This is a genomic window from Helicobacter pylori, assembly GCF_030062585.1.
In the GTDB taxonomy this organism is placed as follows: Bacteria; Campylobacterota; Campylobacteria; order Campylobacterales; family Helicobacteraceae; genus Helicobacter; species Helicobacter pylori_CN.
Map to the genome: position 1 here is coordinate 544177 of NZ_CP071935.1, position 22179 is coordinate 566355.

At 35.4% G+C, this 22179-nt stretch carries 17 protein-coding genes and 7 pseudogenes; 4 read left to right on the plus strand and 20 right to left on the minus strand.

Annotated features, from left to right (window positions below):
* Window positions 1–77: 77 nt before the first annotated feature.
* The gene (locus J5F42_RS02595) at window positions 78–1055 is read right to left on the minus strand and encodes a GMP reductase (protein WP_283491514.1); all 978 of its coding nucleotides are present in this window, start codon (window positions 1053–1055) and stop codon (window positions 78–80) included.
* A 201-nt stretch (window positions 1056–1256) separates the two neighbouring features.
* On the opposite strand from J5F42_RS02595, the gene J5F42_RS02600 reads away from it, so the two are divergent.
* Window positions 1257–2858, plus strand: coding sequence for an ABC-F family ATP-binding cassette domain-containing protein (locus J5F42_RS02600; protein ID WP_202142581.1), 1602 nt, complete (start codon window positions 1257–1259; stop codon window positions 2856–2858).
* Window positions 2855–3811: a COG2958 family protein gene (locus tag J5F42_RS02605; protein WP_283491515.1), complete on the plus strand. Its 957-nt coding sequence runs from the start codon at window positions 2855–2857 to the stop codon at window positions 3809–3811. The genes J5F42_RS02600 and J5F42_RS02605 overlap by 4 nt, the downstream gene beginning before the upstream one ends.
* Before the next feature lie 243 nt (window positions 3812–4054).
* On the opposite strand, the gene J5F42_RS02610 is transcribed toward J5F42_RS02605, so the two are convergent.
* A complete protein-coding gene (locus J5F42_RS02610) occupies window positions 4055–4738 on the minus strand; it encodes a phosphatase PAP2 family protein (RefSeq protein WP_283491516.1) in 684 nt (227 codons plus the stop codon).
* Between the two features lie 178 nt (window positions 4739–4916).
* On the opposite strand from J5F42_RS02610, the pseudogene J5F42_RS02615 reads away from it, so the two are divergent.
* Window positions 4917–6090 (plus strand): annotated as a pseudogene (locus tag J5F42_RS02615) (type I restriction-modification system subunit M); the annotation flags it as partial.
* A 150-nt stretch (window positions 6091–6240) separates the two neighbouring features.
* Here the strand turns inward: J5F42_RS02615 and J5F42_RS02620 are convergent.
* From J5F42_RS02620 to J5F42_RS02705, 18 genes and pseudogenes are all read right to left on the minus strand, one after another.
* Window positions 6241–6597: pseudogene (locus J5F42_RS02620) on the minus strand (helicase); the annotation flags it as partial.
* A gap of 19 nt (window positions 6598–6616) precedes the next feature.
* Window positions 6617–8421: pseudogene (locus tag J5F42_RS02625) on the minus strand (type IV secretory system conjugative DNA transfer family protein).
* A complete protein-coding gene (locus J5F42_RS02630) occupies window positions 8418–8936 on the minus strand; it encodes a replication regulatory RepB family protein (protein WP_097699742.1) in 519 nt (172 codons plus the stop codon). The pseudogene J5F42_RS02625 and the gene J5F42_RS02630 overlap by 4 nt, the downstream one beginning before the upstream one ends.
* Entirely contained in the window at window positions 8933–9877 is a 945-nt protein-coding gene (locus J5F42_RS02635) for a CpaF/VirB11 family protein (RefSeq protein WP_097699743.1), read from the minus strand. Before J5F42_RS02635 ends, J5F42_RS02630 begins: the two co-directional genes overlap by 4 nt.
* Window positions 9878–9881: 4 nt before the next feature.
* On the minus strand, window positions 9882–10157 hold the full coding sequence (locus J5F42_RS02640; protein WP_001278752.1) for a hypothetical protein: 276 nt from the start codon (window positions 10155–10157) through the stop codon (window positions 9882–9884).
* 16 nt (window positions 10158–10173) lie between these two features.
* Window positions 10174–11136, minus strand: a complete 963-nt coding sequence (locus J5F42_RS02645; protein WP_097699744.1) for a hypothetical protein — start codon at window positions 11134–11136, stop codon at window positions 10174–10176.
* A gap of 12 nt (window positions 11137–11148) precedes the next feature.
* On the minus strand, window positions 11149–13389 hold the full coding sequence (locus J5F42_RS02650; protein ID WP_283491517.1) for a dermokine domain-containing protein: 2241 nt from the start codon (window positions 13387–13389) through the stop codon (window positions 11149–11151).
* Window positions 13373–14581, minus strand: coding sequence for a DNA type IV secretion system protein ComB10 (locus J5F42_RS02655; protein WP_097699677.1), 1209 nt, complete (start codon window positions 14579–14581; stop codon window positions 13373–13375). The genes J5F42_RS02650 and J5F42_RS02655 overlap by 17 nt, the downstream gene beginning before the upstream one ends.
* Window positions 14578–16107: pseudogene (locus J5F42_RS02660) on the minus strand (TrbG/VirB9 family P-type conjugative transfer protein); the annotation flags it as partial. The pseudogene J5F42_RS02660 and the gene J5F42_RS02655, both read right to left, overlap by 4 nt.
* Before the next feature lie 34 nt (window positions 16108–16141).
* Window positions 16142–16507: pseudogene (locus J5F42_RS02665) on the minus strand (hypothetical protein); the annotation flags it as partial.
* The gene (locus tag J5F42_RS02670) at window positions 16500–16640 is read right to left on the minus strand and encodes a hypothetical protein (RefSeq protein ID WP_000789926.1); all 141 of its coding nucleotides are present in this window, start codon (window positions 16638–16640) and stop codon (window positions 16500–16502) included. The gene J5F42_RS02670 and the pseudogene J5F42_RS02665, both read right to left, overlap by 8 nt.
* A pseudogene (locus J5F42_RS02675) lies at window positions 16637–19214 on the minus strand (VirB4 family type IV secretion/conjugal transfer ATPase). The gene J5F42_RS02670 and the pseudogene J5F42_RS02675 overlap by 4 nt, the downstream one beginning before the upstream one ends.
* Window positions 19214–19450 (minus strand): hypothetical protein, encoded by a 237-nt coding sequence (locus tag J5F42_RS02680; protein ID WP_001168532.1) that lies wholly within the window; start codon window positions 19448–19450, stop codon window positions 19214–19216. The pseudogene J5F42_RS02675 and the gene J5F42_RS02680 overlap by 1 nt, the downstream one beginning before the upstream one ends.
* A gap of 11 nt (window positions 19451–19461) precedes the next feature.
* Window positions 19462–19725 (minus strand): hypothetical protein, encoded by a 264-nt coding sequence (locus tag J5F42_RS02685; protein ID WP_001177718.1) that lies wholly within the window; start codon window positions 19723–19725, stop codon window positions 19462–19464.
* Between the two features lie 11 nt (window positions 19726–19736).
* Window positions 19737–20021, minus strand: a complete 285-nt coding sequence (locus tag J5F42_RS02690; protein WP_000736106.1) for a TrbC/VirB2 family protein — start codon at window positions 20019–20021, stop codon at window positions 19737–19739.
* A complete protein-coding gene (locus J5F42_RS02695) occupies window positions 20018–20497 on the minus strand; it encodes a hypothetical protein (protein ID WP_097699675.1) in 480 nt (159 codons plus the stop codon). Before J5F42_RS02695 ends, J5F42_RS02690 begins: the two co-directional genes overlap by 4 nt.
* Window positions 20490–20720: a hypothetical protein gene (locus tag J5F42_RS02700; protein WP_079359218.1), complete on the minus strand. Its 231-nt coding sequence runs from the start codon at window positions 20718–20720 to the stop codon at window positions 20490–20492. The genes J5F42_RS02695 and J5F42_RS02700 overlap by 8 nt, the downstream gene beginning before the upstream one ends.
* 2 nt (window positions 20721–20722) lie before the next feature.
* Window positions 20723–21511, minus strand: coding sequence for an integrase (locus J5F42_RS02705; RefSeq protein WP_143429347.1), 789 nt, complete (start codon window positions 21509–21511; stop codon window positions 20723–20725).
* Window positions 21512–21808: 297 nt separating this feature from the next.
* Between J5F42_RS02705 and J5F42_RS02710 the strand changes: the two are divergent.
* A pseudogene (locus J5F42_RS02710) lies at window positions 21809–22090 on the plus strand (R.Pab1 family restriction endonuclease); the annotation flags it as partial.
* Window positions 22091–22179: the final 89 nt, after the last annotated feature.

The window sequence follows — 22179 nt, forward strand, 5'->3', positions numbered from 1 at the left end:
AAAACCCAAGTCAAAGCAAATGGCTTGAAAAAGAGATTGAATACCCTTTTTTCTGTCTTCACTTTCATTGATCTTTTTTAGATCGTATCCCCATTGAAAATTGAATTTTTCACAATCACATAATCCACTTTTCGAATCGCTTCAAGGTCTCTCCCGCCTGCATAGGAGATTGACGATTGCAAATCTTGATGCATTTCAACCAGCGTGTCCTTTAACGAGCCTTTATGTTGGATCCAAATTTTCTTGCCTTCAATATTTTTCCTTTCACCTTTTTGGAACTCTGATGCCGAACCGAAATATTCTTTATATGCGACACCATTTTCTATTTTTGTTTCTCCAGATGACTCTTCATGCCCTGCAAAAAGCGAGCCAATCATTACCATTGTCGCACCAAAGCGTATTGATTTTGCAATATCCCCATGCGTGCGAATACCGCCATCTGCAATAATGGGCTTTCTTGCTGCTTTAGCGCACCACCTAAGAGCCGCCAGTTGCCAACCACCCGTGCCAAAGCCTGTTTTGATTTTAGTGATACACACTTTCCCAGGCCCGATGCCAACTTTTGTAGCGTCAGCACCGGCGTTCTCTAATTCACGGACTGCTTCTGGCGTGCCAACATTCCCGGCAATCACAAAAGTTTCGGGAAAACGCGTTTTGATGCGTTGGATCATTTCAATGACAGAATTTGAATGGCCATGCGCAATATCGATTGTGATATAGTCTGGCGTTAATCCTTGTTTGGCTAACTCTTCTATCAAAAGATATTCTTCCTTTTTCACCCCAACGCTGATCGAGCTAATTAATTGGCGTTCTTTCATCTTTTTGACAAACGGGATTCTTGTCGATCCATTAAAGCGGTGCATGATATAGAAATAGCCATTTTCTGCTAGAAATTCTGCGATCGGTTCGTTGATGATTGTTTGCATGTTGGCTGGGACTATGGGCATTTTAAATGCGTGTTTGCCCAGAATAACGGTCGTATCGCACTCTGAACGGCTATTCACGATGCATTTATTAGGAATGAGTTGGACATCTTCGTAATCAAATACTTTCAATGACATGATCCTTTTTTGCTTTAAAACATTATTTTTACCTTAATTTGAATAAAAAATCAAGAGGAAATGATAGATATAGGCTCGATCAAATTTTGGGCGTCAAAGGCCTTATGAATAACCATAATAAGCAAGGGTTACAATATTGCAAAGAAAACGCTACAATAAACTTTCTCTAATCACAAAAAATAAGGAAATCATAAGATGCTACAAACCATCAACTTAACGCAACGCTATGCGACTAAAAAATTGTTTGAAAACGTGAATATCAAGCTGGATAAAAACAAGCGCTACGGGCTTATTGGGGCTAATGGTGCAGGAAAGTCCACTTTTTTAAAGATTTTAAGCAAGAGCATTGATTGTAGCAGTGGGGAAGTCATCATCACAAGCGGGATGAGAATGGGGGTTTTAGGGCAGGATCAATACGCTTTTGAAGATTTGAGCCTTAAAGATGCGGTTTTGATAGGCAATAAGCGTTTGTATGACGCTATCAAAGAAAAAGAGCGCTTATACACCGAAGGCGATTTGAGCGATGATAAAGTGAATGCGAGATTAGGGGAGTTAGAAACCATTTGCGTGGAAGAAGATCCCATGTATGAATGCGAAGTGGTGATTGAAAAAATCCTAGAAGATTTAGGCATTCCTAGCTCTAGGCACAATGATTTGATGAAAACCTTGCCAAGCAGCGATAAATTTAAAATCCTTCTCGCTCAAGTCTTATTCCCTAAACCGGATATTTTGCTTTTAGATGAGCCGACTAACAACCTGGATTTAAACGCCATTGAATGGTTAGAAAACAACCTCAAACGCCATGAAGGCACGATGGTAGTCATCAGCCATGACAGGCATTTTTTAAATGCGGTATGCACGCATATTTTGGATTTGGATTTTCACAGCGTGCGCGAATTTAGCGGGAATTATGACGATTGGTATATCGCTTCTACCTTGATCGCTAAACAGCAAGAGGCCGAACGCAATAAAAAACTCAAAGAAAAAGAAGAGCTGGAAAAATTCATCGCTCGTTTTAGCGCTAACGCTTCTAAAGCCAAGCAAGCCACCAGCCGCCAAAAACAACTGGATAAATTAGACATTCAAAGTTTAGCGGTATCTAGTAGGAGGGATCCTAGCATTATTTTCAAACCCAAACGCACCATTGGTAATGAAGCTTTAGAGTGCGAAAACATCTCTAAAAGTTATGATGGGCAAATTGTTTTAAATCAAGTGAGCTTGAAAGTGATGCCTAAAGACAAGATCGCCCTCATAGGGCCAAACGGCGTGGGTAAATCCACGCTTTGTAAGATTTTAGTAGAAGAGTTAAAGCCGGATACGGGCGTGGTGAAATGGGGAGCGACGGTTTCAAGAGGGTATTTCCCTCAAAACGTGAGCGAAGAAATTAGCGGGGAAGAGACCTTGTATCAATGGCTCTTTAATTTCAATAAAAAGATTGAAAGCGCTGAGGTGAGAAACGCTTTAGGGAGGATGCTGTTTAATGGTGAAGAGCAAGAAAAGTGCGTGAACGCTTTAAGCGGGGGCGAAAAGCATAGAATGGTTTTATCCAAGCTCATGTTAGAGGGGGGGAATTTCTTAGTCTTAGATGAGCCAACTAACCATTTGGATTTAGAAGCCATTATCGCACTAGGTGAAGCGCTCTTTAAATTTGATGGGGCAGTGATTTGCATAAGCCACGACAGAGAGCTCATTGATGCGTATGCTAACCGGATCATTGAATTAGTCCCAAGCCCTAAAGGCGCTTCAATCATTGATTTTAAAGGCAGTTATGAAGAGTATTTAGCGAGCAAAAAATGAAACCGCAAGACATTGAAATCGTTCAAAGCGTTTTAGAGATTACAGGACCGATTAAGGTTACTGAAGTTTATGATAAAGCCAAAGAGCTTTTTGAAAAAGGTGAGATTACAAACATGTTTGATTGTGGGGGCAAAACCCCACACCAAAGCGTTAGCGCCTTTATTTATACAGCCTTAAAAAAGGGCGAAGAAGTGCCTTTTTTGAAAGCGCAAGAAAAGCCGGTCTTAATCGCTTTAAAAGATGTGGCTAAAGAGCCGGTTTTAAATACTGAAAAAATAAGCGTTTCAAGCGCTAAAATCGCGCATAATAAAATCATGCATGAAATCATGCATGAAAGGGATTTACACCCTTTTTTAACTTACATGGCTATTCATAATGAAAATTTGAAATGCTACACGAAAACCATTTTTCATGAAGAGAGTTTGAAATCGCCAAAAGGCATGGACAGGTGGCTTTATCCGGACATGGTGGGGGTTAGGTTTTTGCATGCTGAATTGTCTAATGAAAATTTAATCGCTTTTTCTAAGAAATTTGACACTTTGCCCGTTAAATTGGTGAGCTTTGAATTGAAAAAAGAAATCAGCGTGAATAATTGCAGGGAGTGTTATTTTCAAGCGATTTCTAACAGCTCGTGGGCTAATGAGGGGTATTTGGTGGGCCGTCATATTGATACGCATAATCCCCAACTCATGGATTTGTTGAAGCGTTTGCATGCGAGTTTTGGGATTGGCGTGATTGATTTAAGAATGGATGAGGATAAAAGCGCTATTTTATTGAACGCTAAATACAAAGAAAAAATTGATTACACTATGGCTCAAGAACTTAGCGACAAAAATAAAAAATTCAGCGGTTTTTTAAAGAGCGTTGTGGATTATGACCCGGCTCACTCATACCGCTATAAAGATGAATTTGATGAGGTTAAAAAGAAAGAGGAGCTATACCCTAACTCATAAACTTTCTTTTTAAAAAACGAGGTTTTAAAAAACGCTTTAAGCGTTTTTGTAAAAAATAGCAAAGAGCTTGATTTTAATCAAGCGATAGCTTATTGAAAAAGCGGTCTTGGGGGTTAGGGGGTTTCTTAAGGGGGTTAAGGGGGTATTATCGCAAAATACCCCCTATCCCCTTAAGAGAATGAGTTTTATCAAAAAATAGAATTCTAAAAATTTTAGTTGTCAGTGTTTGGTTAAATAAAGCCTTTATTGATTATAAGGGCGTTTCAAAAACCCCAAATAAAGCGCTAAAGAGCAACACGACCAAGCAATCCCCAATAAAAACCCTCCTAAAACATCGCTAGGGTAATGCACCCCCAAATAAACCCTATCATACGACATTAAAAAAATCCAAAAAAGCAAAACCACAGCAATAATCGTTTTAATGCGATTGTTTGCGTTAGAGTAGCATAACAACAACGCCAAAGAGCCATAAAAAAGCGCTGAAGCCAAAGCATGCCCACTGGGGAAACTAAAGCCATGCGCGAAAACCAATTCGCCATTGGTTACAGGCCGTGGGCGCGCCACTAAAAGCTTAAGGGATTTTAAGGTGAATTCACCTAATAAAATGCTAAAGAAAAACCACACCCCCAAAGCGATGCGTTTTTGAAACCCAAACCACAAGCCAATGAGTAAGGCTATAGGAGTGGTGAGCTTGCTTTGCGCAAACCATGTGCTAAAAAACACGAAAGAAAGCCATGCGCTCCCTTGAATGGGTGCAGGGTTGCGGATCAAGTCTATAAAAAATAAATCCAATTGTTGCACCCACTCTTTTTGAAAAGCCACCCCGCTTATTACGATGCCAAACAAAATAAAAAAGACGATCCCCACAATCCCAAGCGTTTTAGCCACTTTTTTTTCTCTTACGCTGATTGTTCTGTCAAATACCATTCAAACCCCTTTTAAAAATGAATTTTAAAAGGGCGATTATAGCTTATTTACCCCAAAAACGCACAGAAAACGCAAGGAATAAAAAAATAATATTCTTTGCTATAGTAAAACCTTTAAAGGGTGCGCGCCCAACGCCAAACAAAACCGCCAATCAAAACGCAAAAAAGGGGCTTATATCATGGAAAACACAAACAAAGCGAGCGCGAAATTTAATAACCATGCTTCATTAGAGCGCAACGAATTGCACAACACCATTTGGAAAGTGGCGAACGAATTGAGAGGCTCAGTGGATGGTTGGGATTTCAAGCAATACGTTTTAGGCATTCTTTTTTACCGCTACATTTCAGAAAACATGGCTAATCACCACAATGAATACGAGCGAAAGCTTGATCCTAGCTTTGATTACGCTTCATTAAGCGATGAAGAGGCTGAAATCGTAAGAAAATCAACCATTGAAGAAAAAGGCTTTTTCATCCCGCCAAGCGCTTTATTTTGTAATGCGCTAAAAAACGCGCCCAATAATGAAGATCTCAATGTAACCTTACAAAATATTTTTAACGAAATAGAAAAATCCAGCCTTAACACTCCATCAGAAGAAAACGTCAAAGGCTTGTTTGCGGATTTAGACGTCAATAGCAACAAATTATGAATATTTAATGGCCATGTATGCGAGCAATGCCGGCAAAAGCGGAGGGGAATTTTTCACCCCCCAAGAAGTGAGCGAACTGCTCGCTAAAATCACCCTGCACAATCAAGAGAGCGTCAATAAAGTTTATGACCCATGCTGTGGGAGCGGGAGCTTACTCTTACAATTTTCTAAAGTGCTAGGCGATAAAAACGTCTCAAAAGGGTATTTTGGGCAAGAAATCAATTTGACCACTTACAACCTTTGCCGCATCAACATGTTTTTGCATGACATCAATTACTCTAAATTCCACATCGCACATGGGGACACGCTTTTAGACCCAAAGCATGAAGACGACGAGCCTTTTGATGCGATCGTTTCCAACCCTCCTTATTCCACTAAATGGGTGGGCGATAGTAGCCCCCTTTTAATGAATGATGAGTGCTTTAATAAAGCCGGTGTGTTAGCGCCCAAAAATGCCGCCGATCTCGCCTTCACCATGCACATGCTTTCTTATTTATCCAATAGCGGCACTGCTGCGATCGTGGAATTTCCCGGGGTGCTTTATAGAGGGAACGCTGAAGCAAAAATCAGAGAGTATTTAGTGAAAGAAAATTTCATTGACTGCGTGATCGCTTTACCTGAAAACCTCTTTTTTGGAACGAATATCGCTACTTGCATTTTAGTGCTTAAGAAAAACAAAAAAGACGACACCACGCTTTTTATAGCTTAGTTTTAACTTAATTCTATAATATTATTTTAGTTCAACATTATAGCAATGTTACCACTTCGGCGGGCGGTGTTATAATTTTGTTACTTTGTAATAAAGTAAGAATTTTGATTATTTAGTAGGGCGTGTTATAATTTTGTTACTTTTCAGATCGTATCTTTTAGTGATGTGCCTTTCAAACCCTTCCTTATTCGCTTCATAAACACGAGAACTTTCTTTTATCCCACCATTGGCAAAGAAAGCGACATCTTCTTTGCTGTTATCCTTATATATTCGTTTTTCAAAGCTTAAATACTTTGCCCATTCAATAGGATTTCTAGAAATCATGCTTGCTGTATTGATCTGAGTTTTCACGACATAAGGGAGTGGATCTTGTATTTCATTGGCCTTGTCTGATTCTTCAGCAGGATTGTTTATTGCAATATCGCCATTATCTAAGATATTGAATAAGTTGGGTTGCTCTCTTAATTCTTTTAACTTCTTTTTGTTAGGTTTGTAAGCCATTTGTTGCTCCTTTTAAAATTTAACTTTGGGTGCTTTGTGTAACTTCTTGTTCGCTTTCTTCATCGCCTTGTTGCATTTTCTTAAACAAGGCTCTTTTCTCTTCCATACTGATTTCACTCAGTGGCTTTTTTAAAATCTCATCAATTTCATTGTGATTTCCTTGCTCTATATTTTCATTAGCATTTTCTAAGGTAATGGGACTTTCATTGTCTTTCTCGCTTTCTTTTAAGTTTGAATTTTCAAGCTCTTGTGGTGTAATGGGATTATTCTCGTTAGGTTATAATGCACCACGCCTTTTAAGATTTTCAAATCATCATCGCTATAATATTTTCTAATCATCGCATAATCTTGCGTGATGAATAAGGGAACGACATTATAAGAGCGACAAAGTGCAGGCATTTCTAACAAGAAAGGCAATTTACCAAATCTAACAAATTCATCAGCAATGATAAAAATACGCTCTTCAGGTTTAGAGCTTTCTTTGACCATAAGGTTTTTAGCAATACTCTCTAAAAAGGCTCTTACTAAAGAAGAAAGTGTGCCTATATCAATTTGAGCGACTACAATATAAATACTGATATTGCCCGTTCTTAATTCTTCATAATCAAAGCTCATTTTAGAAGTAGCTTCACGCACTTTTGGGTCTTTATAGACATACATAAAACGCTTAAAAGAAGACATAATGCTCCCAAATTCATCATCAGGGGTGTTTGCCCAACTCCTAGCATCTGTCCTTATAATCTCATCTAACGCCCCTTTTGTTCCATAAGGGGGTTCAGGTTCTCTTGGGTCATAGTTTTTTTCATCATTCATATCTATGTATTTTTGGTCAGCCACTTGATTTAAAAAGAGTTTTAAAACATTAGCTTGGGGATTTTTCATGGGGGCGTTAGTTTGTGGGTCTAAGATAACTTCGCCTGTCTTTTTATCGTGTTGGTAAAGTTGCTTGTAATAAGGGCTTTTAGGGTGTATTAAGGGGGCATAATCATTAGCTGGTGCGATAGAGACATCATAAAAAGAGCTATGCCCTTTGGTTACTACTTGTAAAAGAGCAAAAAAGACAAAAAGCTCTTTAGCTTTAGATACCCAATGGTCTTCTTCATCTACAAAAATACCATCGCCTACTGCTTTAACATGCCTTAATTGCTCCGCAAAGGTCATCTTTTCAACAATCCTTTTATCAAAAGGATTGAAATAGCAAGTGTTATCATAAGGATTAAAAATTAAAATTCTATTGTTTAAGAATTTTTGTCTATAACCTGCGGTCTTATCTCTTAGTTCGCCTTTAATATCAGTGATAATACAGCTATTAGGCAAAGTCAATAAATTTGGCAAAGCCACACATGCAGTTTTTCCAGCACCAGGGGGTGCAACAATCATCGCTCCTAAGGGCTTGTCATAGCACACATTTCTAAGCTTTGGAAAACCAAATTTACCTAGAATAAAGCCATTATCAAATTGCACCCCTAATCTATGCACTACCTTACAAAAGCCCTCTTTGCTAAAAATTTTAAAGCATTCTATATCTTTAACATTAGCCCATCTCGCATAGCCATGCGAAGTTTCTGTGGTTTTTGGGAAATTGATATAAATCGTAGCCACAAAGGGCATTAAAGAGATTAGCATAGTAAGATAGACTTCAAATTTTAAATCTAAGATACTCGCCCCCTTATAAAGCCCTATAAACACGCTTTGAGAAAAGAAATAAGCCTGTCTCAACGACTTTAAGGCATCAAAAGTGTAATAATTTGCCAAGATAAAAAATAAGGGGATAAGTAAAATGCTAAAAAGCACGCAAAAAGCCTTCACAAATTGCATTTTCATGCGTTGTCCTTTTTTGGCTCAGTAGTAGATTGTTTTTCATTAAGAGCGTTGAGAATTTTTGAAATGGCGTTAAATTCTGTTTGGCTTTTTTGTTCTTTGTAAATTTGAAGTAATAATTCCAAAGAGACTTTTTTGCAATCTTCTATGTTTTTATTGAGCGTATCCATAGTCTTAAAAATCTCTTCTAAGAATGCTAAATTCTGCAAATAAAAGGGTTTGTTATACTTAATGGCAATGTTAGTGTTTTTAGTTAATTGATTGAGATTATTACTATTAGCAATGAGTTCTCTATAGACATGCTGATTGATACTAATGACTTTAAACAAGCTTTCATAAAATTCTTTTGTTTTTAGTGTTTCTTTGCTAGGGTCTAGGGCTAATAAAAGGCTTTCTATACACTCAGTAACGCTAATTTTTTTGACTTTTAAATAATTTTCTAAAATGTCCTTACATTCATTTGAAATAAAGCAATTGATACGCTTACCCAATTTTCGCTTGTTTTGATACTTTTTCATAAGCTACTTTCTAATTCTTTGGTGGGTAAGATTTCTTGAATATATCTAGTGTTAGTGGCTTTATCAAGCACAATTTGAACGACAATATCTACACTGCTTTCAAAGAATTTTCTTGCTACACTGACATCTAAACCACTTTTATTCATCTGTAGATTTAAAGCAATCGCCTCTATAACCCCATGCACACTATCTGCATGTAAAGTAGAAACCATTCCTTTATGTCCTGTGTTGCCAAACCTTAAAAAAAGCAAGGCATTTCGTGTGTCAATCTCGCCTACCATAAGTCTATCAGGACTCATTCTCATTGCCATATTCAAGGCGTTTTCATAGGTAAATTTAGAGCTTTCTGTCTTATCCACTAACAAGGATTTATGATTTTCAAACGCTCTTAAATCTAATTCTTCGCTATCTTCAACGCTTACTATTCGTGTGTGTTTGGGGATAAACTCAATTAGAGCGTTTAAAAAACTCGTTTTTCCACTGCCTGTGCCTCCACTAATGAGTAAGTTTTTGCCCTCAATCATTAAGTTTTGTAAATACTCATAATCGTATTGACAGATACTAGAAAGCTTGAAAGCTTTTAAATCAAACTTTTTATCACTTGGCACTCTAATATTCAAACTCAATTCATTATCCGCACTAATAGCAAAGTGGTTCATGCTCACTCTGTATCTAGAAGTAGGAATGGAAGTATTAAGGGTGGGGTAATTAGCATTAAAAAACAAATCTCTAAAACTTGCTAATTGTTCCCCAAACCCCAGAATAAAGGCTTTGTCTAAATTTTCATCAAAGACTTTTTCTCTTACTCCATTAAGCTTATAGAGCCAAATTTCTTTTTCTTTATTCATAATTAGCTCTGTAATACCGCTATCTAAATAAGGCAATAGCCTTAAAATAGCGTTTCTTAAAGCCCTATAATCTTTGAGTTTGTCTAAGTCCATAGAATTACTTTCTTTTTAATTCTTCAATATTGTTACTAAGCGTTTCAATCTTGTTATCCAAGTGCTTAATGCGTCTTTCAAACTCTCTTTGCAAGCTTTCACGCTTATTGATAGCCTTATCTAACTCATCAGTGCGTCGAACAATTAAATTGGCGTTGTTTTTTAATTCCTTAGCTTTTTGAATATTATTCAATGGCATTTTTTCTACTTCCTTTGGCTCTTGGTTTTGATTATTGGAGTTAATTTCTAACTCGTTTTCTTGCGTGATTTCATCTGACATCATTGGCTCCTTAAAATTAAAATAAATAAGCGTAGTTGAACGCTATGTAGCTAGAATTAGTCGCTTTGGTAAGAAAATTAGAAAACAAGACCTCGCCCTTAAAATTCCCGTTTTGAACGACAATTTTGCTAGGCACAACTGACTGATAGTTAATTGCTCCTCCAAAGCGATAATTCACTTCAAATTGATGATGGTTTAAGTAATAATGTAGTCCAATAGTGGGATAAAAACCATGATTAAAAATATCTTTAGGTTTATTAGTGATAAACTCACTATGGCTGGTTTTTATGGGGTCTATTTTTGCAAAATAATATTGCATATGCCAGCCAAAGCCCACACTTAATCCTAGTGTATGGCGGTTCTTTTTAATGACATTTAAAAAATCAAACAAATACTTCACATCTATGCCAAAATTTAAAGGCGTGTAATTAGCGCTAACTTTAGATTGGTAAATTTTTATGTCTGTGCTTACATCACTAGGTGTGCCTCCATACAAATGGCTTGAGATTTTAATCCCATGCCTTTTACTAGCTCCAAAATAATGCTGATAACCTATTAATAGTCCCATATTAAAATTAGCGTTTTTAAAAGTCTTGCTATAAGTGAGTAAATCATCTGTAGCATTAGAAATAAGGCTTAAACTTTGTTTTAAACTTGTGCCTGTAATAGCAATTTCTGAGCCTAAGAAAAAGCCATTTTTAGTTTGCATAGCTACTAGGTGTTTTTGAGACTTTTTTTGCTCTTTAACTTCTCTTTTAACTTGACTTTGTAACAACTCAGCACTTTGTAAAGGAGCTGATTGTTGCTTTTTAAGGGTATTTTGTGGAGCAATTTTTTGCTCCATTTTGTGTTCTAATTTCTGTTCTTGAGAAATGTCTTCTTGTTTATTTTCATCAGGCATAATGGCTAAAAAGCCCTCATTAGCTTGCAAATAACCAAGAGTAGTTAAAAACAAGGCTTTCTTTAAATTAGTGTTCATTTTTTTCCTTTCTTAATTGTTTGGGACAACCCAATTGTTGTGCGAAGCGCATGAGTAATTAGCATTAGGCGTCTGCGCCCATGAGCAATATTTACCCTTAGTGCTAGGTTTCCAAGCATTTCCAGAGCTAAAGTTATAACTCATACAAAGATTGCCATTCCCATTAGGGCGATAATAAGTCGCTTGCCAATTGGTAAATTCTTGTGTGTTAATGAGTTGTTTAACACCATTATTGAGATTAAGATTTTGGCTTAATACAGTGAGTTCAAAATTTTTGCGATACTCATCGCTTAAATTAGGGGTATTCACATAGATAGTGGATGGAAAGCGTTTGAGTGTTTTTTGAGCTTGTGAGACATAGTAATACTTATAGGTGTCATACACAGCATCACTATCGCCCTCATTTCTAGGGCGGATATATCCAATCGTAGTGCCTTGATTGATAGTCTGATATCGTGTAACCCACTTAGCTAGGGTGCGTAAATTACCTTGAGAATAGCCTGTATAGCTGTGTGTTTTAGTCCAAGACCCCCATCCATCATCACAATAAGAAGTGGTTATCCATTGACTGCTATTTAAAGACATTTCTTGAATTTCAAAAGTGGTATATTGTGGCAAATCATAATTTGAGCCACTAATAGTGTCTAAATCGCCTACATCTTCGCCTTTAACGCTACTTTCTACATTGATTTTGGTATAAGGTTGGATAATTTTAGGCACTTTACCCATATCAGAAGTGTAATCACAGCCTGTTACATTGTAGTATTGGTTAGACACCGTATCAAAGATACGAATTTGAGTGGGGCGATAAGCCTCTAATTTAGCGTTATCAAACTGCCATTTACCGCACGCATAAGTTTGGTAGCTAAATTTTAAAGGACTAACCACATCATGACTGATAAAGACTTTTTCTTTAGTAATGGGGTTAATATAGTATTGATCAATCACTCTTTGAACAGTGCGAGTGCTTGGGTCATTATCGTATTTAACTAATTGTTCTTGCACATTTGCAAAATCAGTGCAAGGTTTAGCTACATGGATTAAGTTATCAAGCCCACGAAATAAAATTTCTGTTTGAAAAAAACTTGCCATGCCACTTCCATAGCCTTTATTAGTGGTGGTATCTAGCTTGCATTTATTGGCATCTTCATACATAGGAAATTCAAATTGCTCCCCATATAAATCCACACAACCCCCAATGTTAATACTTTTGTTTTCTCTGTTGATAAAATAAAATTGTGTTTGCTTAATGGCTTTCATATTTTCAAAGTCGTAGTTGTATTGACAGACATTGTCATTTCTAAAAGCTTGCATTTTAAAGCAAGAGCCATTTCTATCCACAATGTCTATATTCATCGTATTGCCATTTCTAATAGGAGCGGTGCAAAATTCATTGGTATAATGGCTATCTGTACTAGCAGTGCCTCCATTAGCACTATTACTCCCATTAGCTCCGCTTGTGCCATCAATTCCATTAGTGCCATTAATTCCATTAGCACCACTACCATTTTGAAGTCCGGGAGAATAAGGGAAAGGAATAAAGCCCCCTCCCATGCCTCCTATACCTCCGTCTCCACTCATAAAGGGGGTATAGCCACTATTAGAACTCCCACTAGAGCCATTTCCACTCCCAGCAATTGGGGGGAATGGGTTAGAGCCTACGCCTTGATAACCACTTGTGCCATTAGCTCCATTTGCTCCACTACTTCCATTTTCCCCTTTAGCCCCATTATCACCAGAAGTGCCATTTACTCCATTTGCACTTGTACCATTAGAGCCAGCGTTATTGCTTGTGTCTCCATAACCACTTGCATATCCCATGCCACTTGCCCCACTCCCACTAAAACCTTTGCCATTTTTACTAGAGACATAAGCACTTTTACTCACCCCTATGGCATTAGACATCTCACTATCGTTTTCACCGCCTAAGACAATCCTTGTGCCTTTTTTAAGAACCAGTTTGCTTTTAATTTCTTTAATGGCGTTTGGGGGGCTTTGTAAGGTCTTATAATCATTGCCCTTTTTAATATGCGTTACACTAATAGAAAGATTAGCTCTGTTTTTAGAAACCTTGTAATTACCCATAGCAATGGTATTTTCTTGCACCTTATTACCCACAACAACTAAAGCCTTAAATTCGCTATTTTTTCTTAAATTCCAATCTTGCATAGTCTGAATGACAAGAGCATGGCTATTTGAAAGTGCTACACATAAACTCATTAAAATTTTAAACACATTAGATTTCTTCTTCATTGTTAATTTCCTCTTTTGTTTTGATTGGGGGTTTTTTCTCTTTAAAGAACTCCGCTAAAACCTCCCCATCTTTTGGTTTAGGGATAAAGATGTCTAAATTAGGGCTAATAAACACTCTGCTCCCCTCTCTAATGATGATAATGGGGTTTTGCGCTCCATATTGCCTTAGCATTTGATTGATAACTTGATTGATGCCCATGCCTGTATTTCTAGTGAGTTGCATAAGCAAGTAATCCCCAAAAAAAGGGTTGCCATCACCATTTCTATTTTGCCTATTAGCTAAGGCTGAAGTAATTCCTATTAAAAGACCATTAGAGAGCGTGTTAGTGAGTAAGGGGATACCATAGCGTTGAAAGTTTCGGCTAATGTATTTGCCTACTAAGCCATTATAACCCTTCACATCAGCCCCCCTTGCGTTAGTGAGCATGATGTTTATGCCTTGAGGCGTGATAATTCTAGTCCAAGCAATGTTAAGGCGGTATTGTCCAATTTGATTGTTATTATTGTAATAGCCTATAACCTTAGAGCCTTTAGGGATTAGCACCGCTCTACCCATAGAAGCAAATATATCGCTCTCTACTTGGGCGGTTACTTTTCCAGCAATTTGAGAGCTAATAGGCGTGATTAAAAAGGCTGGTATCATTCTATCAGCGGTTATAGTTCTTAAAAGCTTATGCTCATTAGTGCCGATGTCTTTATATTTTAAATTAGTAAAACTATCCACGCCGTATTCCGTCTCAGGCTTAGCGGCTGGTTTAGTTGGTTCTAAAGGTTTAAGGCGTGTGTTTAAAAATTCTAATTGCTCTTTAGTATGCTTTGGTTTAGGCTTTATTTTAGAGGGGCTTTGTAAAACTTGTTGTAAATGCGTGATAGTATTATTTTGCTGATTAAGATTGTTGTTAAGATGACTATAATCTTTAATGTTAGGATTAGCTGAAACACTAGGATTGGGGCTAGTTTGTGTTGTAGGCTCTTGGGTAGTTACTTCTGGTATTTCTTTGGCTTTTTCTTTTGGCTCTTCTTTGACTTCTTCAAAGAAATAATCACTTAAAGGGAATTTACTCTCACTTACCTGGAAGATTTCTTCTTTATTGTTATTGTTTGAGCCTTTATTAGCAAGCAATCCTAATGCCATTAAAACAACAAAGCCCCCAACACCTAAGCCTATCTTTTTAAGCAAGGATTGTTTCATCTTGCCCTCTTTGCTATCTTTTCTATACAAAGATAGGCTTTACCAAGCTTTAAATTCCATTGATTTGAGACATCTTCAGCGATTAAGTAATCGCCTACTACTCTGCTATTAACAGGATTATCATAGCCATCTATAACTTTATAAACTACAGGGAATTTACTTCTAGCATTAGAGCGGTTAAATTTAAAATAGGTAAATTGCTCATCATTAAAGATTTGAGTGGGTAAATCATCTTTGTATTTGGATTTGACAACCTTTTTACACATCCATAAGCAATACCATTTGCGTTTTTTCTTGTCTATAATGACATAGCCATATTCCATTTTTTTCTTGTTGATATAGATGTGATTGACATTGTCCCCAATTTTAATGAATTTGCCATCATCTTTGATTTTGGCGGAGTAATCCACATATTTCATTTCATCTTGGCTGTGTCTATGCTCTTTGAAAGTTTTAGTTTGATTGCTAATCACTTTAAAATTTTCTGAAGCCTTTCTAGAATTAGCTAAAGCGTTACTAGGTGGATAGCTAGGGGATTTGAAACGATTTAAAGAAATGGGAGCATTTGCTAACGCTATTTTAGTGGTAGTAGGGTTTTTAGATTTTGTAAGTGGGTTTTGCTCTTTAATATTTGGTGATTTTTTAGTTATCTTTTTAGGGACATTATGGCTTGTTTTAATGTCTTTGTTTTGGGTGCTATGAGTGGGTTTATTTTCTTTGTTGATTTCTTTCTTAGTGGTAGTGAAATTTTTAAAATACTCTTTAGAAGAAATATACACCATTAAGGCTGGGTTTTTAGAGCTAGTATATGTGGTTGAAAACATATAAAAGCTATAGACCTTACCGCTTTTTCCAATGATAGTTAAATTGCTATCTACGCCAATTTGCAAGGGCTTAACGAGTAAGATATTAGAAATTAAATGCTCTTTATCTTCGCCAAGCATTTTAGTAGAAAAGCCTATATCATCGCCTAGAACCACTTGTGCGATTGGCTCATCAAAAATAAAAGTGGTTGTCATAGCATATCTTAGGCGAATATTGAAAGTATCGCCTATGGTGTAGTGGATAAAGTGGGTGTTATCTTTGATAGAGCGATTTTTAGCAAAAAAATTGGCTTGGATGGCATTGAAGTTTGTCATAGGTTTTAAAGAATTATCTTCATCGCTATTATCATCGCTTAAAACTTCATCGCTCTTTTGAGTTTGTTTGGAGTTTTCTTTATTTGCATAAGGGCTATTAGCACTAAACGCACTAATAGGCGCATCATTAGGTTTTGGGGTGAGTTTATCATTAACATAATTAGTGGCGTTAGTGATAGTTTGCTTGGTTTTATTAAGAGCGTTATTAGTGAATTGCTTGGCGTTATTTAGCATTGTTTGAGTTTGTGTGTTATTTGGTTGGTTATTTTGTATAGGTGTAGTGGGTTGTGAATAAGGGTTTTGATTTGGCATAGGTGTTTGCATAGAATTGGGCTGTGTGTTGTAGTTAGTGCTAGGTTGTGTTTCTTGGTTAGTCTGGTTAGTGAATTACCCAATCGCTTTAGCGGTTGGGTAATTCACAACTCTCTAATTGCGTGTTTATGCTAGATGTGATACTTTCTTGCAACTTATGCGTAACAATGCGTTTTAACTTAGGCAAAACCCTTTCTTGAATTTTATTCTCCCATTTTTCAAAAGAGATTTTTTCTAACTCTTGGTTTTTAGCAATGCTTGTTTGAATGCTTTTAATTAGCTCTTCTTGATTTTCTTTGGTATCTTGTTCTAAAAACTCTTCTTGTTGGTTTTTTTCTTGTTCTTCTAAAAACATGCTTAAACTCATAAAAAAGCATTTAGCGTATTCTTTAATATTTTCTTTAGTAAAAGAGCCTATTTCAAAGGAATTTTCTAATTCTTTTAAATGCTCTCTAAGTTCTTGCAAATTAGACATGTGTCCCCCTTAAAAAAGAGTTGTTTAAGTCCTTTAACGCACAAGGGGATTTTTTCATTTCTATGAATTTCTCTGAGCATGCACATAGAAACATAGCCACTATCACAAAAACTAAACGCATGATGTTTTTCATTTAAGCACCTTTTCTAAGTGTTTTTTGTCATCAAAATTTTCGTGTTTGTTACTCACAAAGACTTCTCGCCAAGTTTTAGGGTAATGCTTAATGAGATTATCAATGTGTTCTACCATGCTAGAATTAGAGCTAAAGATTTGTAGGTAATTACCCAAAGAACTTAGGCTCACATCTATAATGTTAGATGAGCCATCATTCATGTTTTTGAGTAAGACTTTGTATTCATTAACGGCGGTGTTTTCTAAAAAATGTTTTTCTGTATCGCTTAGTCTAATGCCAAATTTATCGTTTAAATCTTTGGTATCAATATTTCTTTGGGGATACAAAATCAATTGCCCCATATTTTTTATAAAGCTTTGAGCGTTTCTCACTTCGCTTAGTTGGTTAATGTCTTGTAAGGCTAGAACAATCACCCCATTAGCCTTTCTAGCTTGAGTAATGATTTCATTGATTTTTTTATTCATCATTTCATTTTGAGCGTAAGACTTAAACTCATCAATAAAGCATAAAAACCCACGATTGATTTTTAAGGCTCTGTCAATCATCTTATGAAAGACATAGTAGGCTAAAAGCCCAGCGTCATCATCATTATGTAAAATGCTATCGGTATTTATGGTGCTAATACGAGTTTTAAAATCTAGACTATCCATTCGGCTAGAAAATAAGGAAGATTTTAAATAGTCTTCAAAACTACTATCTAAAATGTCTGTATTGGTTTTAACAATGGCATTGACAAACTCTTTTAAATCAAAAGGAAGAGGTAATTCTTGGTTGCTAAATTTGGCTTGTTTGACTTCATCGTTATAATTTCTATACATCGTATCAATAGCATTTAAAATGGCTGTTCTATCTTCTACTTTATCCTTATGGTCATCATAACTATCCACTTTTGCCATTTGGGCATAAAAATGCAATAAAAAGGCTCTATTAGTTGCACTATCTTCTAATGAAAAAGGGTTAATATGAAAGTTTTCGCCTTGATTATAAATCCCATCAAAATACTTGGTAAAGGAATACAAACCATTTAGTCTATCAAGAGCTAAAATATCAATGTTAGAATATTTTAAGGCACTCATCATCAAATAGCTAATGAGTGTGGTTTTACCAGCACCTGTTGCTCCTATAATCATGGTATGTCCCACTACTCGTGCGACATTGTGGGCTAACACGCCCTTATGTTTGACTTCTTGATTATGAAAATTAAACAAATAAGGGCTATGGTCTAGGTTCTTAAACACAGATAAGGGCATATCCCCCCAAGAATTTGCTCTAAAACCTGTATTATTTTTCTCAAACAAAATCAAAGATGCTATGACTTGGGAAGTTTGATGTCTCATTCTAGGGTTGATATTGGCGTTATTTGGGAAGAATGAAAAATAAGATGGTTTTAGCCCTATAGTTTCTGTAACACTGCCTAGTCCAGCATTATTAAGCAAGGATAAAATCTCTTTTAAAGACTTGTCTAATTTAGCTTTACTTTTAGCCCTTATAACTAAGTTTAAAGCACACTCTTGCATGCTCAAACGATTGGCTTGCACTAATTCTATATAATTATCAATATCAGCTTTTACTATTTTAGAAAGCGTGAGCTTTTTCTTAGTTTTTAAAAAATTCAGGCTTTCAAATTGCCCTAAAGAGCGGATATGAAAGATTAAATCTAGTTCAATTTGGGTGTGTAAAAGAGTAGATATAGGGAGCGAAGAAATTTCTTCGCTCTCATAAGCCTTAATCCCCACACACGCACAAAAGGTGTTTTGATTTTGAAATTCAATGACAAAGTAATCTTTCTTAAAATGCACATTAGATGCAATATAGCTATCGCTTAATCGCTTTAATTTAGGATTAAAGGCGATGTATTTGCCATTGATGTATTCTGCGTAGAAATTTAATACTTCTTTAGAATTTAAGAGAGTGGGTTTAAACTCTCTTAATGCGTTTTTCACTCTTTCTATGGTTTGAATGAGTAAGGCTCTTTTACTTGTGGTGCTAAAGGTTATCTTTTTTTTTGAACTTGTTTTTCTTGTCTTTTTTAGAGCTTGTGTTTGAATGAGTTTCATTGGAGCTATTTTCATTCTCTTGTTTATCTTCTTTAGAGCTTTCTTCTAACTCTTCATTAATTGAAGTAGTCATTTCCAATTTCTTTTTTTCAAAGAAAGACTTGACATTAGAAGTGATAGTTTCAAACACTAAAAAATACTCTGTTTTATAGATTTCCTTGCTTTCAAATTGTGTGATAATAGCTTTGGCATAAATATTGTCAATATTTGGACTTTGATTGATAAATTCCTTACGCCTTTTAGCCACAATTCTTAATTGAATGTCTTTACTAATGGTGTTGAGAACATTTTGTCTAGTATCAAAATAGCCCTCTAAGTCTTTTTGCATTAAATTAGAATAGCTTAGTCCTTGTAAGGATATAATGCCTACTAGATTTTCTTGTTTGGTAATAATGAAAGTATCATCATACAAGCCTAAAATATTGCACTCCTGTGCCATAGAATAGGTTTTTGGCACAAACCCTGCTAAAAGGTCTATGGCTTTTTCCTTGCAATATTTAAGGGCGCTTTCTAACATTAAGAAGACTTTCTTTTTCTTTTAGGGGTGTTTTTATTGCTTTGATTAGCTAAAACAACTTCTTTATGCAACTCATCTACAATATTTCTAATATTAGTAACAAGAATATAGGCATCTAAATGAGCTTCTTTTTTCATTAACGCATTCACACTTGATTTTAAGCTAGAGATAGCTTGTTCTAAGTTGTAAGAAATGGTTAATGGATTAGGTTTTTCTACTAAGACTTCTTTTTGCATATTTTTTCCTTTTAAGCGTAAAATGAATTAGCTTTGGTTTTAATTTTGGAATGAGCGATTAAAATGTCACTTATATCTTCATCAAAGAACTCCGCTATGCTAAAAATTAAGAGAAAGCACACATAAAGCACAAAAGAGTTCAATATATCTAGCCAAGGCATCATAATAAAAGGCACAAATCCTGAGAGTAAAAAACTCTTAGCATTGAGCCAAAGAAATTTTTCTTTGGAGCTGATTTCTTTGAGATTAGAAACTGAAATACCAACTAATTGCATGGGGACTTCTTTTAAAAAATACTCATAAACCAGTTAGCTAAGGCTGGGGCTTTAAAAAAGATTGCAGCACCAATTGCAATAGCAAGCACGGTCATTAAAATTTCTTTCCATCTATCTAAGTTTTTCCATATGAAAATAGCAAGTCCTAAAAAAATAACCATTAAAATGCCTTTAGCCGTAGGGCTAGTGAGCTGTTGTTCAATGGAATTAAAAAAGGTAGTCATATCCGCTTGTAATAAAAGAGGTGAAAAACCTAAAAAGGCGATAAGCTTTCTAAAATGCCTTAATTTTTTCATGCAATGTTCCTTTCTTTTTTAATCACGCAAAATTTCGCTAACACTTTGTAAGTATTTTGATTGAGCTTAAAATCTAAGTGATAAATAACAAGTTCTTCATCAAACTCTAAATTTTCTTCATTGACAACTTGCGTTAAATGAATGATTTGATTTTTTAAGGCTTGTGTCATTTCATAGGTAATAACCTTTAAAACACCGATTTGTTTGATTTGAGCTAAATTCAAAGGCTCTTTGTCTTTTAGTAGGGCAAACTCACTCTCAAAAGTAAAATGCCCTAAGCTATTTTCTAAATGCTTTTCTAGCAATGAAAAATCTTTATCCCATAAATAACTGCAAGTAAGCTCTGTTTGGCTCTCTAAGGTTTTTGCGATTGTCTCTTGTTTTTTGTTTGAATAAAACTTTTCTAAATACTCTTTTACATTCAGCAATGTTTCATCAATTTGTATGGACTTCTTGTGTAAGATTAGTTCAATCATTGTTTTCCTTTAGTAAATTTGAAAACTCTTCTCTTGTTAATTCATTCTTAGTTTCAGTTGTTGTTATCCAATAAGCTTGTAGATTTTTTTGTAAAGCTTTTTCAAACAAATCCGCTAAAAACTTTTCTTGTGTTTCGGTATACATTTGCGAAAAATCAATTTGTAAAATCAGTTTGCTGTTTTTCTTATTGAAACAAATATTTAAAGTTGTGCTTGGTGTCATTCTTAAGCACTCTCTTGAAAGTAGTTTGAAACTTTGGGTGAGTTGTTAATAGGTTCGCCTACACATTCTTTGTCTTTTAAAGCCTTTAAGAGATTTTTCTTCACAATGGCTGTTTGATAGAAACAAAGATTAGAAGGAATGTCTTTGTTTGTTAAATCCTTGTATGATAAAGTGTAAGTGGTATTAGGATTAGAAATAGGCGTGAATTTTAAAACAACATTATTAACTCTTTGCATAAGCTCTTGGCTAGGAATATGCATAACACATTCTTTGTTGTTAATTTTTACTCTCTCAATTTCTTTGGCAAACTTTTCTAAGAAACGCATAATCTGTAAGAAAAAAGGCGATGGGATATTGTTCTTTTGATTAGTTCCTACGTAGTTATAGCCCTCTAATTCTCTGTAATCTTTAAGATACACATACAAGTATCTTTGTTTTCCTTTAATGACTTCAATAAAACCTTGCTCTTCTAATATATTGACATTCTTTCTTAGAGTTCTTGCTACAACTTGCAAAAACATTTTGGCGTAATGTCTATCTAGGGCAATCTTATTAGACTTAGCATTAAATGCGAGCTTGTAGAGTATGTCTAATAATCTTTTAGCTCCTTGTCCGCCTACAAAGCTTATAGAACCTTGCTCATGCATAATGCTAGGATTAAAGAGTTTGTAGTCTAAATCTTTTTTAAATTTGAAATAATGCTCATGCGTGTTTTTAGCATAAGCAAGATTTGCCTTATAAAGTGTGTTTAACTCATCTTTATCTAAATTAGGTTTTAATGTCTTTGCCATAGTTTTCAAGTCCCTTTCTATGAGACTTAGAGACAGAAACTAACATTCTAGTAAGAATGTAATTTATAAAAAATCAATAATAAGGAGCCTATTTATAAAAAAAGAATAAAAAAGATATATATAATATAGTAATTGCAATTATATAAACATCTCTCCCCTATTAATAATAAAATTGTAAAGAAAAATTTTTCCGATTTTTATTCTATAAACAAAATTTCAAAATTTATGGTAGAATACAGAAATAGTTTTTAAAAAGTTAGCATTAGAAAATTAAGAAGCTTAGAGCTAGCTAAATAATTACATTCTTTTAATGATAATGAGTTGAGCGAAATCGTTATTAGAGAACAACAATACGGCTCTAAAACCCAAGCCATGCTGTATTTTTGCTTTTCTATTTTGGAGTTAAAAACCGCTACCCCCTTATTAAACAGAACGGCTGCACTCAAAGAGCATGCTCTTTTGATTATCCATAAAACCAACACTCTTGTGTTTTTAGAAATGCTTAAAATTTTTGGACTTTTAAGCCAAGCGCACCATAACGATGTGTTAAAGATTTTAGAAAAAATACTTCAAAATTAACTGATAATACGGATTGATTAGAAAGGGAATAAATATCCAACGCTATAAAGGTCTAGGTGGGATAAAACCATTTATGGGGAATAACCATG

Excerpts from the sequence above, each read along its gene's own strand:
- J5F42_RS02600 (WP_202142581.1), top strand. The coding sequence starts at position 1,257 with ATGCTACAAACCATCAACTTAACGCAACGCTATGCGACTAAAAAATTG.
- J5F42_RS02605 (WP_283491515.1), top strand. The coding sequence starts at position 2,855 with ATGAAACCGCAAGACATTGAAATCGTTCAAAGCGTTTTAGAGATTACA.
- J5F42_RS02610 (WP_283491516.1), bottom strand. The coding sequence starts at position 4,738 with ATGGTATTTGACAGAACAATCAGCGTAAGAGAAAAAAAAGTGGCTAAA.
- J5F42_RS02630 (WP_097699742.1), bottom strand. The coding sequence starts at position 8,936 with ATGAAAAAGTATCAAAACAAGCGAAAATTGGGTAAGCGTATCAATTGC.
- J5F42_RS02635 (WP_097699743.1), bottom strand. The coding sequence starts at position 9,877 with ATGGACTTAGACAAACTCAAAGATTATAGGGCTTTAAGAAACGCTATT.
- J5F42_RS02640 (WP_001278752.1), bottom strand. The coding sequence starts at position 10,157 with ATGTCAGATGAAATCACGCAAGAAAACGAGTTAGAAATTAACTCCAAT.
- J5F42_RS02645 (WP_097699744.1), bottom strand. The coding sequence starts at position 11,136 with ATGAACACTAATTTAAAGAAAGCCTTGTTTTTAACTACTCTTGGTTAT.
- J5F42_RS02650 (WP_283491517.1), bottom strand. The coding sequence starts at position 13,389 with ATGAAGAAGAAATCTAATGTGTTTAAAATTTTAATGAGTTTATGTGTA.
- J5F42_RS02655 (WP_097699677.1), bottom strand. The coding sequence starts at position 14,581 with ATGAAACAATCCTTGCTTAAAAAGATAGGCTTAGGTGTTGGGGGCTTT.
- J5F42_RS02670 (WP_000789926.1), bottom strand. The coding sequence starts at position 16,640 with ATGAAAAACATCATGCGTTTAGTTTTTGTGATAGTGGCTATGTTTCTA.
- J5F42_RS02680 (WP_001168532.1), bottom strand. The coding sequence starts at position 19,450 with ATGCAAAAAGAAGTCTTAGTAGAAAAACCTAATCCATTAACCATTTCT.
- J5F42_RS02685 (WP_001177718.1), bottom strand. The coding sequence starts at position 19,725 with ATGCAATTAGTTGGTATTTCAGTTTCTAATCTCAAAGAAATCAGCTCC.
- J5F42_RS02690 (WP_000736106.1), bottom strand. The coding sequence starts at position 20,021 with ATGAAAAAATTAAGGCATTTTAGAAAGCTTATCGCCTTTTTAGGTTTT.
- J5F42_RS02695 (WP_097699675.1), bottom strand. The coding sequence starts at position 20,497 with ATGATTGAACTAATCTTACACAAGAAGTCCATACAAATTGATGAAACA.
- J5F42_RS02700 (WP_079359218.1), bottom strand. The coding sequence starts at position 20,720 with ATGACACCAAGCACAACTTTAAATATTTGTTTCAATAAGAAAAACAGC.
- J5F42_RS02705 (WP_143429347.1), bottom strand. The coding sequence starts at position 21,511 with ATGGCAAAGACATTAAAACCTAATTTAGATAAAGATGAGTTAAACACA.